The 16,625-nt window shown below is 69.7% G+C and carries 18 protein-coding genes and 1 pseudogene; 8 read left to right on the top strand and 11 right to left on the bottom strand.

The features are described from left to right. The first annotated feature begins 63 nt into the window (after window positions 1-63). Window positions 64-417 (top strand): ArsR/SmtB family transcription factor, encoded by a 354-nt coding sequence (locus KIS93_RS58735; RefSeq protein WP_080046847.1) that lies wholly within the window; start codon window positions 64-66, stop codon window positions 415-417. A gap of 16 nt (window positions 418-433) precedes the next feature. On the opposite strand, the gene KIS93_RS58730 is transcribed toward KIS93_RS58735, so the two are convergent. Beyond that, entirely contained in the window at window positions 434-1,312 is an 879-nt protein-coding gene (locus tag KIS93_RS58730) for a F510_1955 family glycosylhydrolase (protein WP_080039709.1), read from the bottom strand. A gap of 241 nt (window positions 1,313-1,553) precedes the next feature. Between KIS93_RS58730 and KIS93_RS58725 the strand changes: the two genes are divergently transcribed. Together KIS93_RS58725 and KIS93_RS58720 are read left to right on the top strand one after the other, a co-directional pair. Next, complete coding sequence (locus KIS93_RS58725; RefSeq protein WP_080039708.1) at window positions 1,554-1,946, top strand: DUF6153 family protein; 393 nt, start codon at window positions 1,554-1,556, stop codon at window positions 1,944-1,946. Window positions 1,947-2,052: 106 nt separating this feature from the next. Next, entirely contained in the window at window positions 2,053-2,637 is a 585-nt protein-coding gene (locus tag KIS93_RS58720; protein ID WP_246005538.1) for a DUF305 domain-containing protein, read from the top strand. Between the two features lie 6 nt (window positions 2,638-2,643). Here the strand turns inward: KIS93_RS58720 and KIS93_RS58715 are convergent, their stop codons facing one another. Continuing rightward, window positions 2,644-3,198 (bottom strand): CGNR zinc finger domain-containing protein, encoded by a 555-nt coding sequence (locus KIS93_RS58715; RefSeq protein ID WP_222108105.1) that lies wholly within the window; start codon window positions 3,196-3,198, stop codon window positions 2,644-2,646. A gap of 82 nt (window positions 3,199-3,280) precedes the next feature. Here KIS93_RS58715 and KIS93_RS58710 point away from each other — a divergent pair, with 82 nt between their 5' ends. Then, window positions 3,281-5,815, top strand: a complete 2,535-nt coding sequence (locus KIS93_RS58710; protein ID WP_186405094.1) for an aminotransferase class I/II-fold pyridoxal phosphate-dependent enzyme — start codon at window positions 3,281-3,283, stop codon at window positions 5,813-5,815. A gap of 9 nt (window positions 5,816-5,824) precedes the next feature. Here KIS93_RS58710 and KIS93_RS66920 read toward each other — a convergent pair whose 3' ends face one another. After that, a complete protein-coding gene (locus KIS93_RS66920) occupies window positions 5,825-6,043 on the bottom strand; it encodes a hypothetical protein (protein ID WP_246005537.1) in 219 nt (72 codons plus the stop codon). Further along, window positions 5,965-6,507, bottom strand: coding sequence for a TetR/AcrR family transcriptional regulator (locus KIS93_RS58705; protein ID WP_246005536.1), 543 nt, complete (start codon window positions 6,505-6,507; stop codon window positions 5,965-5,967). The genes KIS93_RS66920 and KIS93_RS58705 overlap by 79 nt, the downstream gene beginning before the upstream one ends. Before the next feature lie 39 nt (window positions 6,508-6,546). Between KIS93_RS58705 and KIS93_RS58700 the strand changes: the two genes are divergently transcribed. After that, entirely contained in the window at window positions 6,547-7,545 is a 999-nt protein-coding gene (locus KIS93_RS58700; protein ID WP_080039703.1) for a saccharopine dehydrogenase family protein, read from the top strand. A gap of 35 nt (window positions 7,546-7,580) precedes the next feature. Continuing rightward, window positions 7,581-8,444 (top strand): carbon-nitrogen hydrolase family protein, encoded by an 864-nt coding sequence (locus KIS93_RS58695; protein WP_080046845.1) that lies wholly within the window; start codon window positions 7,581-7,583, stop codon window positions 8,442-8,444. Window positions 8,445-8,553: 109 nt separating this feature from the next. Here the strand turns inward: KIS93_RS58695 and KIS93_RS58690 are convergent, their stop codons facing one another. The 6 genes and pseudogenes from KIS93_RS58690 to KIS93_RS58660 all read right to left on the bottom strand — a co-directional run bounded on the left by KIS93_RS58690 (window position 8,554) and on the right by KIS93_RS58660 (window position 12,655). Beyond that, the gene (locus KIS93_RS58690) at window positions 8,554-9,003 is read right to left on the bottom strand and encodes an anthrone oxygenase family protein (RefSeq protein ID WP_080039702.1); all 450 of its coding nucleotides are present in this window, start codon (window positions 9,001-9,003) and stop codon (window positions 8,554-8,556) included. Next, window positions 8,996-9,685, bottom strand: a complete 690-nt coding sequence (locus KIS93_RS64130) for an antibiotic biosynthesis monooxygenase family protein (RefSeq protein ID WP_222108104.1) — start codon at window positions 9,683-9,685, stop codon at window positions 8,996-8,998. Before KIS93_RS64130 ends, KIS93_RS58690 begins: the two co-directional genes overlap by 8 nt. A gap of 1 nt (window position 9,686) precedes the next feature. Then, window positions 9,687-10,211: an SDR family oxidoreductase gene (locus KIS93_RS58675; RefSeq protein WP_080039701.1), complete on the bottom strand. Its 525-nt coding sequence runs from the start codon at window positions 10,209-10,211 to the stop codon at window positions 9,687-9,689. Next, window positions 10,106-10,582, bottom strand: a pseudogene (locus KIS93_RS58670) (ATP-binding cassette domain-containing protein); the annotation flags it as partial. The gene KIS93_RS58675 and the pseudogene KIS93_RS58670, both read right to left, overlap by 106 nt. A gap of 343 nt (window positions 10,583-10,925) precedes the next feature. Further along, a complete protein-coding gene (locus tag KIS93_RS58665) occupies window positions 10,926-11,429 on the bottom strand; it encodes an SAF domain-containing protein (protein ID WP_186405093.1) in 504 nt (167 codons plus the stop codon). A gap of 251 nt (window positions 11,430-11,680) precedes the next feature. Beyond that, entirely contained in the window at window positions 11,681-12,655 is a 975-nt protein-coding gene (locus KIS93_RS58660) for a hypothetical protein (RefSeq protein ID WP_080039699.1), read from the bottom strand. A 614-nt stretch (window positions 12,656-13,269) separates the two neighbouring features. On the opposite strand from KIS93_RS58660, the gene KIS93_RS58655 reads away from it, so the two are divergent. Next, window positions 13,270-14,298, top strand: coding sequence for an ISL3 family transposase (locus tag KIS93_RS58655; RefSeq protein ID WP_080039698.1), 1,029 nt, complete (start codon window positions 13,270-13,272; stop codon window positions 14,296-14,298). Then, entirely contained in the window at window positions 14,295-14,807 is a 513-nt protein-coding gene (locus KIS93_RS58650; protein WP_080039697.1) for a transposase, read from the top strand. The genes KIS93_RS58655 and KIS93_RS58650 overlap by 4 nt, the downstream gene beginning before the upstream one ends. Before the next feature lie 790 nt (window positions 14,808-15,597). On the opposite strand, the gene KIS93_RS58645 is transcribed toward KIS93_RS58650, so the two are convergent. Further along, window positions 15,598-15,900: a hypothetical protein gene (locus KIS93_RS58645; protein WP_080039696.1), complete on the bottom strand. Its 303-nt coding sequence runs from the start codon at window positions 15,898-15,900 to the stop codon at window positions 15,598-15,600. Window positions 15,901-16,625 lie beyond the last annotated feature (725 nt).

Below are 16,625 nucleotides of genomic sequence, written 5' to 3'. Positions count from 1 at the left end.
GCAGCATATATGCGCAGTCACGCAGATACGCAAGCAGCAGGATTGCGGGGTATGCTGGCGACCATGCACACGTCGCTGCCCGACTTCGACATGCCGAACGAGGAACAGGTGCACCTGGCCGCCGAGTCCTTCCGGCTCCTGTCCGATCCCACCCGGATCAAGATCCTGTGGGCGTTGCTGCAGGGCGAGTCCAACGTCGCCTGCCTGGCCGAGCTCGCCGACGCCGCGCCCACCGCGGTCAGCCAGCACCTGGCCAAGCTCCGCCTGGCCGGCCTGGTCAAGGGCCGCCGCGAGGGCACCTTCGTCTACTACAGCGCCGCCGACGAGCATGTGCGCCGGCTGCTGACCCAGGGCCTGTACCATGCCGACCACATCGACCGCGGCGAAGGCTCCCTCACCGCCACCGGGCCCGCGTGACGCACCACCGCCGGGCTCAGGCGGCGGGCGAGAAGACGGTGACGAAGGTCTTGCCGCCGTTCTTCGACTGCAGCACCGTGCCGTCGTCCATGGCGGCCAGCAGATGCCGGCGGTCCACGGCGGTGAACGCGGCCGCCCGGCCGGGCAGCTTCCCGGCAGGCGACCAGCTCTGGCCGTCGTCCTGACCGATGTGGATCCGGCCGTCCGGTCCGGCGCCGACGAGCACCCCGCCCGGCAGGGCGTCGATGTGGGTGAGCGGGGGAGCCTTGGCGAGGCCGGTGTAGTTCAGGCCGCCGTCCTCGCTGACCTTCAGCCCGTCGGGAGTGGTGGCGTAAAGGCGTGATGACGGCTCGGGGCCGGCTGCGAGGTCGATGACCTTCTCCTCGGTGCCCCGCGTCCAGGTGGCGCCGCCGTCGATGCTGCGCCAGACCTTCGAGGTCTGGCTGTCGTAGGCGTACAGGTTGTCGCCGGCGGGCTGGATGGAGTGGAAGTCGGCCGAGCCGTCTTCCGAGACGGTCTTCCAGGTGAGCCCGGAGTCCGTCGACCTGATGAGGCCGAGATGCGGCGGCCGTCCGGGGGAGGCGTCCTCGGCCGAGGGGTGCCCGCTGGCCAGGAACGTCTTCGGGCCCGTGATGGTGAAGCCCATGTGATCCTGGTTCCGGCCGGCGACCCGGGTGGCGACCGTAGGGGACGTGATCTTGAACAGGCCGTAGTGGCCCGCCACGTAGAGGGCTCCGTCGGCCGGGTCGACGCCGAGGCCGTGCACATGTCCGATGCCCGGATCCGCGCCGGCCGTGCCGCCCGGCTCCCGCGCCGCCTGACCGCAGGCGGCCAGCGTGACGCCGAGGGCGATTCCGGCGGCACTCGTAAGCAGCCGCTGTCCCGCGAACTTCATGGCGGCGAGTCTACCGCTTACTACTATCGCCCATCGTAGAATGTGGCGAGTCACGGCCGTCTCGCCGCCCGCGCCCAGCGCGAACACCGTCGCGAGACCGGCCCGATCGGTCATGACCGGGGATCGTAGAACCTGCTCGTCATGTCAGGGAGCCCGGCTGGTCGCCGGGCTCCTGGCGAGCCCTACGATCAGCGTTAGTACACTGGTAGGTGCCGGAAGTCTGCGAGGGGCGGTGGGATCTATGGGGCAGCGCCGTGCGGTGCACGTACTGCGGGCCGTCCTGCTCGTGGCCCTCGCCCTGGGCGTCTGCGGCATGCACACGCTCGGGCACCTCGACGGCCGGCACGGCGGCTCCTCCCATGGCATGCAGGCCGCCCCGGCCGTCGTGTCCGTGGTCCCCGCGGGCATGGAGGCGCTGGCCCCCGACGGCACGATGCCCGGGTTCGACCCCACGGACGTCTGCCTGGCCGTGCTCATGACGTTCATGGTCCTGCTGCTGATCGCGACCTGGGCCCGGGTGGGGCGGCGGGGCGACGGCAACGGCGAGACGCACGCGTCCGCCCGCCAGGTCGCCAGACCTCCGCCGAAGCTCACGTCCCGGCGCCTGGCGATTCTCTCGGTGCTGCGCATATAGGCCGGCGGCCCGTGCGGAGCAGGCTTCCCGCCTGCCCGCGGACAGGTCCTGACCTTCACCACGATCGAGAGAACACCCCAAAATGCGCATCAACCGCAAGACGTCCATGGCTGTAGCCGCAGGAGCACTCGCGCTCGTCACCGCCTGCGGCGGTAACGGCGACTCCATGGCCGGGCACGAAGGAATGGGCGGCACCAGTGCGCCCGCCGCCACCACCGCGAGCGCGCAGCCGTCGGCCGCGTTCAACGACGCGGACGTCATGTTCGCGCAGATGATGATCCCGCACCACGAGCAGGCGGTCGAGATGGCCGAGCTGGCGCCGTCGCGTGCCGCCGACCCGGAGATCAAGGAGCTGGCGGCGAAGATCAAGGCCGCCCAGGACCCGGAGATCCAGACCATGAAGGGCTGGCTGGCCGCGTGGGGCAAGGCCGCGCCCGAGGGCGGCATGGGTCATGACATGCCCGGCGTCATGTCCGAGGAGGACATGACCAAGCTCAAGGCGGCCAAGGGGGCGGCGTTCGACAAGCTGTTCGCGCAGCAGATGATCGCCCACCACAACGGGGCCATCGAGATGGCCCGCACCGAGCAGTCGAGCGGCTCGAACCCCGAGGCGAAGGAGCTGGCCAAGACCATCGAAACGGCGCAGCAGGCCGAGGTGGAGCAGCTGCGGAAGATCCTCGACCGGCTCTGAGGCCGATCAGGTCGTCCCTCCGCCACGGCGGCTGCGGTAGGCGGCGGTCTTGGCGCGGGCGGTGCAGGCCGCGCCGCAGTAGCGGCGCGAGCCGTTGCGGGTCAGGTCGATGTAGACGGCCTCGCACTGGTGTGCCTCGCACCGCCCGAACCGGCCGGGGCCGTAGCCGTCCACGATGAGGGCCAGCGCGGTGGCGAACTCGCCGCCCAGCGCCTCGACCTCGGTGCCGCCCGAGCCGTGGAAGTGCAGGTGGAATGGCTGGCCGACATCCTCGACCAGGTAGGGCTGCGCCCCGTACTTGCGGATCATGGCGTTGATGCGCCCGGCCTGGTCGGCGGGATGCTCGGCCAGCAGCGCCTGCCGCAGCTCGGCGGCCAGCTCGCCCAGGCGGCGGCCCGCGTCGGGGACGGCGCGCAGGGCGGCGCCGGTGCGCTCGCCGAGCTGGGCGGCGAACGCGGCCGTCAGGTCCTCGCCGGTCAGGGGCCGCACCGAGGCGCCGCCCCGCTGGTGTGCTGTGGCGAGATTGACCAGCTCGGCGATCAGCGGGGCCTGCCGGGTCACGTTACAGGCTATCTCCACTTGACTAGTAACCCTCCTTCTGCGTGTCATAGGCGTAATCCAGTTAGATGGTAACGGAGTCGCCATGTTCACGCCCTATCGCCGCCTGCTCACCCACGCGGGCGTCCCCCGCCTGCTCGCCGCCGCCCTCCTCGTCAAGCTCGGCACGCCCGTGCTCAGCCTCGCCCTGCTGCTGGCCGCCGTCGACCGGCTCGGCTCCTACGCCACCGCCGGGCTCGTGCTCACCGGCCACGCGCTGGCCCTGGCCCTGTGCGCGCCGCTCGGCGGACGCCTCGCCGACCGGTACGGCCCGCGCCCCGCCCTGACCGGCTACCTGGCCGCCCACACCCTCGCCTACGCCCTGCTGCTGCTCGCCCCGCCCGCCCTGATGATCGGCGCCGCCGTGCTCCTCGGCGCCACCACGCCGCCCGCCGGGTCCGTCGTCAGAAGCGCCTGGCCACGCCTCGTCCCCGCCGCCTCCCTCCCTGCCGCCTACGCCGTGGACAACGCCGTCAACGAGCTGATGTTCATCGCCGGGCCGCTGCTCGTGCCGGTCCTGATCTGGGTCGTCCCCGCCCAGGGCGCGGTGGCTGTGGCGGGCGCCGCCGTCCTGGCCGGCACCGCCCTGCTACTGGCCTGCCCGGCGGTCCGCCAGGCCGAGCCGGCCCCGCCCGGCAGACTCCGACTGGCCGGGCCGCTCACCCACCGGCACACCCTCCTGCTGCTGGCCATCGCCGCTTTCGGCACGTTCACCTTCGGCTGCCTGCGCATCGCCACCGTCGCCTCGGCCACCACCTCCGGCTCGGCCGCCTCCGCCGGCCTGCTGATGGGCCTGCTGTCGGCCGGCGCCCTCCTGGGCACCCTCGGCTACGGCGCCCGAGCCTGGCCCCTCGGCGGCGGGCGCCTGCTCGTCCTGCTCTCCCTCGCCGAAGCCGCCGTCCTGCTCGGCGCGGCCTGGGCGCCCGGCTTCGTAACGCTCGCCGTACTGATCGCTCTCGCCGGCCTGGTCACCGGCCCCGCGACGCCGCCGTGCCCGCCCTGCTCGCCGACCACGCCCCGGCCCGCTACCGTACGGAGGTCTTCGCCTGGCTCAACACGTTCATGTGGGCCGGCTACGGCCTCGGCACCGCCGTCGCCGGCCACCTCACCGGCCCCCACGATACCGGCGCCACCGCCCTCGCCGTGGCCGCCGCGGCGGCCGGTGCGGGCGCGCTCCTGGCGGCCGTCGCCGGCAGGCTCGCCTCGCCCAGCGTGGCGCCGGCCGCCGTGCCCGAGTGAGCGCGATCCCGCGGGAGCAGCGGCGGGTGGTTCCGGTGTTGCGACGACTGATGGGGCCCGAGTAGCCTCTTTCGTCGTCACTATACCCAACGGGGGTATTGTATGCGGCCAGGCCGTTTCCCGAGCCGCCCGGCCGCGTACGATCACCCCCCCGCCATCAAGGAAGGTCACCTTGGCTGCGGACCAGCACGACGTCCTCACCGCCTGCAGCACCGAGGAGCTCCGCGACCGGCGCAGCGTCAAGTGGCGCGAGTTCCCCGCGGACGTCCTGCCCCTGCGCATCGCGGAAATGGACACCCCGCTCGCCGAACCCGTCGCCGCGGCCCTGACCGCCGCCATCAGCCGCGGCGACACTGGATACGCGCTCGCCGGCCGGCTCCCCGAGGCCTTCGCCGGCTTCGCCGCACGACACTACGGCTGGCACCCCGACCCCGCCGCCGCCCGGCTGGTCCCGGATGTCATGTCCGGCATCGTGGAGATCCTCCGGATCGTCACCGCGCCCGGCGACGGCGTCGTCGTCAACACCCCTGGATACCCGCCCTTCTTCTACTGGATCGAACGCATCGGCCGCCGGATCGTCCCCAGCCCGCTCGCCCACGGGCCCGACGGGCACCGGCTCGACCTCGACCGGCTGGAGCTCGACTTCGCCGCGGGCGCGCGGGCGTACCTGCTGTGCAACCCGCACAACCCCACCGGCCTGGTCCTCACCCGCGAGGAGCTGACGCAGGTCGCCGAGCTGGCCGGCCGCTACGGCGTGCGGGTCGTCACGGACGAGATCCTCGCGCCCCTCACCTATCCCGGCGTCCGGCACGTTCCGTTCTCGCCCCTGGACCACGAGGCCGCGGCCCGCTCGGTCGCCCTCGTCTCGGCCTCCAAGGCGTGGAACATCGCCGGGCTCAAAGCCGCGCTCGCCGTGCCCGGGCCCGCCGCCCGTACCGATGTGGCGCAGATCCACGAGGAGGTCAGCGAGGGGGCCGGCCTGTTCGGCGTGCTCGCCTCCGAGGCCGCCTTCACCGACGGCGGCCCCTGGCTTGAGCGGCTGCTCACCGGCCTCGACGGCAACCGCCGCCTCCTGGCCGACCTGCTCGCCGAGCACCTGCCCGCCATCGGCTACCACCCGCCCCAGGCGGGATACGTGGCCTGGCTCGACTGCCGCCCGCTCGGCTGGGACGACGACCCCGCCGAGGTGTTCCTGCGTCACGGCAGGGTCGGGCTTTCCTCCGGTACGCGGTTCGGGCCGCCCGGGCACGGGTTCGTCCGTCTCAACTTCGCCACCGCCCCGGACCGGCTCACCGAGGCCGTCCACCGCATGACCACCGCGCGCCGGAGGCAGGACGGCTAGGCCGGTCGGTCAGCCGTCGAACGTCCGATCGGGGCGGGGCAGGGTGGTGAGCAGGCCGACGAGGGCGTCGAAGGCCCAGCCGCGCCAGCGCGCCCGGCTCCAGCCGCGGCTGTGGACCAGCAGGTTGTACGTCTCGGGGGACAGGATCGTCAGCGCGACGTCGGCCGCGAGCTCGCTGCTGAGCCCGTCGCGCAGGGGCGTCTTGCGGGCCAGCGCGTCGGCGAACACCCGTTGCACGGTGAGGCGTTGCCGGACGTTCGCGGCCCAGACCCCGGCGAGGTCGGGTCGGTGCTGGCGGCGCTGCGCACGACGTCGAGGAGGGGCGCGGCCCGCGAGTAGATCTCGCCCGCGCCGGCCACCTGGCGGCGGAGCTGCCCGAGCGGGTCGGGGTCGGCGATCGCCTCCCGCGCCCAGGGGCGTTCGAGGGTGGGCACCGGCTCGTCGTCGCCCGCGACGGCCCGATCGAGGGCCGCGGTCAGGATGGCCCTTTTAGTGCCGAAGGCGTAGTAGACGGTCTGCTCGCCGACGCGCGCCTCGGCCGCGATGGCGTTGATGCTCGTGCTCGCGTAGCCGCTCGTGGTGAACAGCCGGGTGGCGGCCGCGATGATGCGGGCGCGGGTCGATCTGGCCCGCGCCGCCCTCCCGTCCTCCTTCTCGGGGGTACGGCCGCTGTCGTGTCGTGGTGCGCTCACGGCTTGACTATAGCGGCACTACGAAAACATTCTTGTAGTGTGACTACGAAAAATGCGGGAAGCGGTGGCGTCGTCCTGATCATCGGCGGATACGGCGCGGTCGGCCGCGAGGCCGCGCTGGCCCTGTCAGCACGTCCCGGCACGCAGGTGATCGTCGCCGGCCGCCATCCCGGCCGGGCCCGGCCCGTCCCCGGCGCAAGGCCGGTACGCGTGGACGCCGCCGACCCCGCCGACCTGGCCGGAGCGCTGGAAGGCGTCACGACGGTGCTCATGTGCGCCGAGACCGGCAACGCCTCCGTCGCCCGCGCCTGCCTGGAGCGCGGCATCGGCTACGTCGACGTGTCGGCCTCCCCCGACGTGCTGGCCTCGATCGAGGAGCTGGACGACCTCGCCACCGCACGCGGCACGACCGCCGCCCTGAGCGTCGGCCTCGTCCCCGGCGTCACCAACCTGCTGGCCCGCCTCGTCGCCGAGCGGTCACCGGGCAGCGACCTGCGCATCGGCGTGCTGCTCGGCTCGGGGGAGCAGCACGGCTCCGCGGCCATCGCCTGGACGCTCGACGGGCTCGGCGTGCTCGACGGATCGTGGACGATGGCCTTCCCCGAGCCGTACGGAACCCGTACCGTGCACCGCTTCCCCTTCTCCGACCAGTACACGCTGCCCCGCACGACCGCCGTGCCGTCCGCCCGCACGGGCCTGTGCCTCGACTCCCCCCTGTTCACCACGCTGCTGGCCGCCGCCCGACGGCCCGCGATCGCGGGGCTGCTACGCCGTCCCCGGACACGCGGGCTGCTCACGGCGCTGACGAAGATCCACCTCGGCGGTGACGGCTTCGCCGTGACGGTCAGTGCGGGGGCGGCTCAGGCGTCCTTCAGCGGGCACTCCCAGAGCCGCGCGACCGGCCGCGCGGCCGCGCTGATCGTCCGCCACCTGCCGGGACTGCCGGCCGGCGTACGCCACATCGAGCAGCTGGTGGACCCGATCGCCTTCCTGACCGAGCTGGCCGCCGACGCGTTCGCCCTCGACACCGGCCACTGAACGTCACTCGCCCGCCGGGAACTAGCATGCACATCATGCCAGAACACGCCGACGGGCCGGGCCACCATCCGCTTCCCGCCCGCCCGATCCGCATAGCCGCTGCGCAGGCACAGGCGCGAGCCGGCGACATCGAGGCCAACACCGCAACCGCGGCGGCCATGATCCGCGAGGCCGCCGGGGCCGGCGCCCGGCTGGTGGTCTTCCCGGAGAAGTTTCTCAGCGGCTATGAGCCCGACCTCATCCAGATCGACCCACTGCGCCACGCCGTCCAGCCGGACGACCCGCGGCTGAGCCCCATCACCGACGCGTGCCGGGAGACCGGCGTCGCCGCCGTCGTCGGCGCCGCATTCCACGACCAGGGTGATCTGTACGTCTCGGCGCTGGTCATCGGTACGCACGGGGAGCTCGTCACCCGCTACGACAAGCAGCACCTGTTCAAGTCGGAACGCAAGATCTACCGCGCGGGCACGGCAGGCTGCACTCTCGAACTCGACGGCTGGCGCCTGGGCCTGGGCATCTGCTACGACTCCGGCTTCCCTGAGCACGCCCGCGCGGCGGCGCTGGACGGCTGCCACGCCTACGTCGTCGGCGCGCTGTTCAGCGTCGGCAACGGCTACCACGAATCACGCACCTGGTTCCCGGCCCGGGCCCTGGACAACACCTGCTACGCCGTCATGGCCAACCACATCGGCACCACCGGCGGCTGGAACACCTGCGGAGCCAGCGCCATCTGGGGCCCGGACGGACGGCCGCTCGCCGAGGCGGGCCCGGACCAGCCCCAGCTGATCACGGCAGACCTCGACCCTCGGACGTTGCACGCCGTCCGCGACGCCGAGCCGATGCTGCGCGACCTGCCCGCCACGACCACCCATCCTCGCGACCGTCACCAGCTGACCTGAGGGAGGCGAGGCCGGAGCGGTCGAGGGTGGAGATGGTGATCTCGTTCTGAGCGGCATTGTCCCCACGACCATAGCCGCGGAGTCACCCGGGCCGCGGTGCGTCTGCGGATCAGAGGACGACGGCCGTCGCCGTGACGGCCAGCGCCGCCAGGGCGAGGACGGTGCGCAGCAGGTGCCATCTGCGCCACGCCGGGCGCGGGTCCGCCCAGTCCTGGGGGATCGCCGCAGGGTCGAGAGCTCTGACCCTGCGGTTGATCGGCACGTTGCCGAGCTGCGAGATCCCCGCCACCCCCGCCATCAGCGCGGCGGCGGACGCGAAGAGGGTGCGTGGCCCCGCCGCCCGCGTCAGGATCGCGAGCAGCACGTCCACCAGCACGGTGGTCAGCACGATCATCGGCATCGCGCGGTCGGCGTTGCGGCCGAGCAGCTGATGTGTCCGCACGTAACGGTCGGGCGGCAGGGCGCGCATCGTCGGGACGACGCCGAGCGCCACGAAGAACATCACTCCCGCGGTCAGGCCGCTGCCCAGGATCGCGAGGACGCGCATCGACTCATCCATGCCCGACTTCCCCCTCGTGTGCGTCGTGGTAGGCGGCGTGCGCGGTGTAGACGGCGAAGGAGGAGCTCCGCGAGGTGTCCTGCATCGGCCGCAGCGGCGCGGTGATCGTCCGGTGCGCGGGGTCCTGCTCCCAGGCGAGGTAGGCGTCCATGTCGCGCCACCAGCTCAGGATCGCGAAGCTGGTGGGGTCGTGCGCGGAGCGCAGCAGCTCGTTGCCCAGCAGGCCGGGGATGCCGCGCAGGGCGCGGCTTGTCCGGTGGTAGGCGTCTTCGACGGCGGCGGCGCCGCTGTGTTCGGCGGTGATGTGGAGGAGGACCCGTACCTGTCCGCTCACTGGTCCTCCGTTCTTGGGAGGCCCCTGGTGCGCCCGAGCGTCACGGGGCAGGTCGTGGACGACGCTCATGGTGGTCATCGAGCTGGCCGAGCGGAACGCGGCCAGCTTGGCGCGATGCTCGGCATGCCGGTCGCTCTTCTCGAACTCGCGGAAGCGCGGCTCGTCCGTCCAGTCGCTGACGACGTAGTAGACGCCCGGCTCCTCCGCGCTCCTCGACAGCCACTGGCCGCGGTTGGCGGGGTGGTGCCTGATCAGGTCGCTGACGTGGAACCAGGCCTGCTCGAACTCCTCGGTCATGCCGGGCTTGATCCGCATGCGCAGCATCACCCGGAAGACACCGCTCGCCACGTCAGATGCCTCCGTCCACGTGGATGGTCGCGCCGTTGACGAAGGTCGACAGGTCGCCCGCCAGGAAGAGCACCACGTTGGCGATCTCCTCCTCGGTGCCGAGCCGGCCGAGCGCGATGAGGTTCCGGTAGCGCTCACGCACCTCGGCCGGGATGTCGATCCCGGTGTCGACCAGCCCGGGCGCGACGACGTTGACGCGGATCCCCTTCGGCCCGAGCTCCTTGGCCAGGGAACGGGTGAGCCCGATCAGACCGGCCTTGGCCGCGGTGTAGTGGGCACGCAACGGCGCGCCCACGGTCGCCACCCGCGATCCCACGTTGACGATGGACGCTCCCGGGCCGAGCAGGGGCAGCGTCCTGCCGACGACGAAGGCCGCGGCGGTGAGGTTGGTGTCGACGACCCGATGCCATTCGGCGCTCGTCAGCTCGGAGAACGGGACGTGGCTGTGGCGTCGAGGGCGGTGGTGGGCTCGCCGACCAGCAGGAGGTCGGGGTCCGCCGCGAGGGCGGCGGCGATGGCGACGCACTGACGCATGCCGCCGGACAGCTGGAAGGAGTACTTGCCGGCCACCTCGCCCGTGTCCAGACCGACTTCGACCAGCCGCCGGGCGATTTCCGCGCGGTCGCGGCGGACCGGGTGGGAGAGAGCCTCGCGCAGGTGCTCGGCGATGGTCTGCAGGGGGTTGGGCGCGGTGAACGGGTCCTGCATCACCATGCTGATGGGGGTGCCGCGCAGGGGCCGCAGCTCGCGTTCGCGCCGGCCGATCAGCGGGGTCCCGTCGAAGGTGATCTCGCCGGACGCGGTCACGCCCGGAGGCAGGGCGGCCAGGACGGCGCGGGCGGTCATCGTCTTGCCGCTGCCGGACTCTCCGACGATGCCCTGGGTCTGGCCGGGGTCGAGGGCGAAGCCGCAGCCATCATCGTGGCCCTTAGCGTGGGCGTCGGGCGCGCGATGGTGATCACGGAGCTACGCGCTGCCAATCCGGTTTCCCTGGCCATGGGGACGGTGATTCAGAAAGTCCCATTGGTTGCTGGCCGTCGCAGGGCTGAGTCTGCTCACCTTGAAACGCATTCTTCTTACCCTGATCAACGAGGTCAAGAACGCCACCGTGCACAAAGCCGATGTCGCCCGTGAGCCTTAGCCATTGCTCGTGGCATGCTCCCGCTACTACGGCTGTCCCAGCCGATCGAACTATGAGCCGTGGTGTCCTGTCGGTTCAAGGCGACGGGAAGTGGCCGTATCACGGCGCCTGCCTGTTTGGCATGGTGGCGATGGCCGCTCTCGGGTCTTTGAGTATGAGCAAATCTCCCCCGGCCAAACTTACAGCGTACTTGCGGGCGTCATGTCCGTTCATGGCCACCACTAGCGACCAAGCGGTACCTGCAGGTGCTGCGGGGGATGAGGACAGTACGAACGCCTTGAGCTCGACCGGGCCTCGACCTTTCCGCAGCAGGAGCACCCGCACTGGATCCCCGCCTTCCAGTCTGCCTCCCAGCACATCGCCCCGTGACACGTCGAGTCCTACGACCATCAGTTGACCTTGGAGTATCCCCCGCACACTAGGGGAAAGATCGGATTCAAGGAGCGGCTCACCTTTCTTGATCGCCTTGAGCGTCAAACGTCCCTCTACCGGTACGCTCGCATAGCCGCCGCCATCGAGTGCCACGCGCGTGTCCATGGTCAACTGTTCCATCTTCACTTCGTGGTAGGCGGGCAGGTCGGTGGTGGCCACAAGCACGGCCACCCGCTGGTTCGTTGCCAAACCCCATAATCCGGCGACAATAAGCCCTGAAACGATCAGAATGGTGATTATTCCCGAAAAGGGGCCACGTCTGATCCGAGGACGGACTGGTTGAGCTTGTTGACTCCTGGCGGGGGCTTCCCGCCCGACTGTAAACACCGCCCCTGGCTGGGCGCGCCGTACACCGGTCTGTGCGGCTTCCGCACCCCCAGCGCCATTCTCTTCTTGGGAAGCGGTTTCATCTCCTTCCGAGCTCATGGAGCCATCTCCGTCCCGTCATCGCGTGGGCCGGTTAGGAGCCGCACGTGCACACGCAATGTCTCGTCCGCCTCGTACTCCCAACCGGGCTGCGCGCCCTTCGCTATGAAACTGTCCAATCGCTGCCATTGAGCGCGCTCAGCTGCAAGACTCTGCGGAATGGGGAGCCTCATCCGGTGCAACAGGTCGAACCTGTGCGTCTCAAACGCCACTCGGAGCTGCTCGCCATACTCCTGTGCTGCGGGGATGGCGGACAGGTAGGCCCAGTAGGCAGCGAGTAGACCCGATGCCGAAACCGCGATGGCTATCGGGAGAGAAGTGCCCCACATGGCTGCGATGACAGGGTTGCACACTGCGAAGCCCGTCAGCCAAAGGCACAGCACAAGAAGAAACTCCATGGTGGCGCGGGCATCCTCGATATCCTGCTGTGTCTCAGTCCGAAGCACCGCGCACAACCGTGACCACACTGGAACCAGTGCAGTGCCATACCTGGCCAATGGGTAGAGCTCGGCGGCGAGCAGCACATTCCCCAGGCGCGTCGGGAGCGGTACTGCCACCTCGACGTCGGGATAGTGCCAATAGCGCAGCTCATAGGCCCTCTCAACTGCAGAGTCGGCTGAGATGAAGGCTGACAATTCTTCACGCTGAGCTTGATGCCACCTCACTCCCAGTCCCTGTAGCCAAGGTAGGCGTTCCAGCGGATACCCCTCAAAAAGACGAACGATGTTCCGCCACTGGCTTGCCACGACGGCCGCCCCGAACCAGCAGACGGTGAAGTACCCCACGGCAGTGACAACCTTGAAGGTGAGTGTCTGGGCATCCCAGGCCGCCAACCCTTGTCCCAGGCGATCTCCCTGCAACAGCGATGGGAGGAGCAGCACCGGAAGGAACAGCAGAACGGGGAGAAAGGCGTTACGCAGGAAACGCCGCTCGAGGATTGAGCTGGCCCGATCCATCAAGCTGTCGATCATAGCTCGCAGTATTCCAAAAGCTCCAACAGATGGTCGCCTGCTTCATCATTCGGACAAGGTTGCAAGACGTCTGGCCACTCCCGCTGAGGCGTGGTCGGCGGCGTCCCCCAGTTGCACACTATGCAGCGAATGCTCGCCCTCGCCTGTTGCAGCACATGACCGTTCGGGCACCAGCCGCGTGTGTCCAGGCTCGGCACCACATAGGTGCATCTCCCCACGAAGCATCCGAGTATGTACCAGGGCTTGTCACCGCCCTGCCTGCTGCCGGGGATCATAATTCTGCCAGGGCTCATCCGCCTCTCCCTTCCTGGGTAGAGACGCGGTTCCTGGAGCGTGCAACGGCGATCAGTCGGCGTGTGATCCTCCCATCTCCATGGCTAGCTGCCCGGCCGGCAACTGACGTTCGACGCTTTCCCACCGTTCGCCGGGCACGCCCCGTTCCCCGCAGCGAGCGTGATGGTTCTGAGGGAACAGTGAGCCAAGGTGTGCTGCCTGTCAATGCGCTGAGGTTGTCACTTCAGGGGCTCTGCCAAGATTCCTGTGGTGACAGAAGGTGCTGTTCCATCCACACTCCGCTGCTCTGGATGAGACCGTGAACGGTGTGCAACCGTGACATGGTGACCGTGCTCTTCCCGCACCTGGCCGCGGTGGAGATCGAGCAGGTGGATCGTCAGGACGGCCAGATCCGGGTGGTGGCCCGCACGCGAGGCGATCCGGTGTGCTGCCCCTCGTGCGGGACGGCCACGGGCAAGGTGCACGGCTATCACCGGCGCCGCCTGGCCGATCGTCCGGTGGATGGGCTGCCCGTGGTGATCGAGCTGAGGTTACGTCGTCTGGTGTGTGTGAACCTGGATTGCGTGCGGCAGACCTTCCACGAGCAGGTGCCGGGTCTGGCCGGCCGCTACGGGCGTCGCACGCCGGGCGCGACGGCGCTGGTGATCGCGTGTGCGCTGGCGCTGGCCGAGCGAGCCGGCGCATCTCTCCTGGCCACGATCGGGCTCCTGCTCAGCCGCACCAGCGTGCTGAGCACCTTGATGGCACTGCCGGAGCCGCCGTCGACCGTCCCGGCGGTGATCGGCGTGGACGACTTCGCGATCAAGCGGGGTCAGCGGTATGCCACCGTCATCATCGATGCCGTCACGCATCGCTGCCTGGAGGTGCTGCCCGATCGGCTCGGCGTCACCTTCGCCCACTGGCTGCAAGCGCATCCCGGAGTCCGGCTCATCTGCCGGGACCGCTCGGCCGCGTACGCGGCCGGCGCCCGCGACGGCGCGCCGCAGGCGGTGCAGTGTGCCGATCGCTGGCACCTGCTCAACAACCTCAGCGAGGCCGTCGAGAAACTCGCCCTGGCCCACCGGGGCTGCTTCCGCGACATCGCCACCGGCCAGGGCCGCGACGAAGGCCCCACCGTACGGCGCACCCGCAGCCGGTATGCGGCCATCCACGCGCTGCTCGGCCAGGGCGTGACGAACAACGAGATCGCCCGCCGGCTCCACCTCGCCTTGAACACCGTCAAGAAGTACGCCCGCGCCCCACACGTCGAGCAGCTGATCGGCGGCTCGAAACGGGGTGCCACGCTGGTCGACCCGTTTCGTGACTACCTGCGCAGCCGCCGAGCCGCCGAGCCGCCGAACCCGGCGTGACCGTGTGGGCCCTGCTGCGGGAGATCAAGTCGATGGGGTACCAGGGCGGCTCCACGCTGCTGTATCGCTACCTGGGCCAAGGACGCGCCGAGGACGCTCCGGCGCCGCCCTCACCCCGCCGCGTCGCCAGCTGGATCATGACCGACCCGGCCCACCTCAGCCCCGGCCGCACGACCCGGCTGCAGGAAGTACTGGACTGCTGCCTGGAGCTGAAGCAGGCCACCGAGCATGTACGCACCTTCGCCGACCTGCTCACCCAGCGCCAGGGACACCGGCTGGACGACTGGATCGCCGACGTTCGCGCCGGCGATCTGCACCCCTTGCGCTCCTTCGCCGAAGGACTGCTCATCGACCACGACGCCGTCGTCGCCGGTCTCACCCTGCCCTACAGCAACGGCCCCACAGAAGGCGTGGTCAACAAGATCAAACTGCTGAAACGGCAGATGTACGGGCGAGCCGGTCTGGCCCGGCTCCGAAAACGGATACTTCTCACCATCGCTAGTAATTGAGCGTTACCACGGGAATCTTGGCAGAGCCCCTGGAGTGATACCCCCCATACCGCCCCAGAGGGACCGGTTCGCGGCGATCTGCCTGTCACCATTCGGTTCCATGGCAGCGCCTGCTCCAGGTACGCGAGGATCTGGAGCAGACAATGACCTGCGCCCGTTGGCACAGCGACCTTGCCAACAACAGCCTGCCCGCGCCGCGGCGGTATCTCTCGTGAAGATCGATTCTCCTGGCCTGAGGGCGGTCTTCACCTGATGCGCTCTGGCGGATGGGCGATGTCGAGTTCGAAAGGCGCCCTTCGACGCGGCCATGTAGGACGCAGGTCCGTTCGCAGACCCAGGAGGGAGTGGCGGGGCGAACAGCGCAGTGAACAGGTGGCCGAAGGAGCCGCTGCGAGTGCGGTGGAGGGTGTCGAGCGCGGCCTGGACCCACGTCTGAGCTGCCTTCTGCGAAATGGCGGTAGGTGCTGTGGCGGATGCCGCCGCCCGGGCTTTCTACATCCGGTCCAGGCGGGCGGCGAGCTCAAGATCGGGTCGCTGCCGGCACATGGTGCGGAGGCTCTCCTCTCAGGTTGCGGCAGTCGGCCGCGTGTCCAAGACTGTAGTGGACCGGGGAATGGGGAGCACGGTGCTCGTCGTGGGCGTGTGGACGTGTTGTGGACTGGTGCTGAGGACGCCTTGGTCGGGATCTCCTAGAGGCAACATCGAGGGGTTCATGGAACGGCCTCCGCTGCGGGCAGCGGGGCTGCAGTGCCCGGGCAGCGCCGGCGGAGGCCGATCAGCTGGAACGTGATCAGTCCACGCACATCGCCTCGTGGGTGGACTGGAAGACCCAGGTGCCGCCACCCGGAGAGCTGTAGACGCCGGAAGTGTAGTAGGTCCCCGGGGTGCAGTCGTGGCCGACCGCGAGGACGGCCTGCCGGGCCCGTCGTTCGGCCGCCGCTATTCCTTCCGCGTAGGTGTTGCCCGCCCCCACAGCAGTGGCGCTGCGGGGAGTGTCGTAGCCGTCGGCGTGCGCGGCCGCCGGCGCGGTTGCCAGGCCGACCGCCAGCGCTGAGACGAGGCCGAATCGGCGGAGCAACGTGACGTTTCGCATGCTTCTCCTTACAGGGAAGGGTATTGGGTCGATCCATACGAATGCAGCGGCAGTATTGACCATTTGTCACGAGAAGCTGTCGGCCGTTGCCTCCGCTCACCTCGGGTCGGCCGGCCCGAATACCGACCGGCTCGGACATTTGACTGCGCTGCTGAGTCGCCCTCGAGTGCTTGACAAGCATGCATACTTTGATCGTTGCCGGGAACCGCTGTCAACGGTTGTGACAAGGCCCTTTCTGTGGTGAGCTTTCGGGCTCGGAGGGAGCGGGATTTATTCTGGTCCATATTCCGAACTCTGCGCAGAAGCGAGAGCTGAAAAGGCCATTGTCGCCGCGTCCGTGCTTGGCGAACTTCTGTGCGCTATGCCGCACCTTTTCGGTCGGACGGGCACGTTCTGGGATGGTGGGTTCGACCAGCGCGCACCGGCATTGATGAAAGTTTCATCGGCGCATGGCCGCGCCGCCTCTTCACGGAGACGCATCTCCGTGAACAATGGGCATTCCCTCGGATAGCCCTGCGTTCCCAGGGGAGGGTGCGAATGCGTCGACGACTGTCGCAGTTCCGCGTCATGACGGGGATGGTCGGCTACCGGACCACCGCTCGCCCTCGGTGAAGTATCGCGCAGAGGTGTCAGCGGGCTTATCGGCCCAAGAGGCGATGGCATGCGACGTCGTCCGCCCGGAACGTCCACGTGCGCGGTGGGAGCATCTCAGCCATTCGTCGCCT

This window comes from [Actinomadura] parvosata subsp. kistnae (genome assembly GCF_900323885.1).
GTDB classification, from domain to species: domain Bacteria; phylum Actinomycetota; class Actinomycetes; order Streptosporangiales; family Streptosporangiaceae; genus Nonomuraea; species Nonomuraea composti.
The sequence above is the reverse complement of the archived record's forward strand: the minus strand, read 5'-3'. Positions and strand labels throughout refer to the sequence as shown.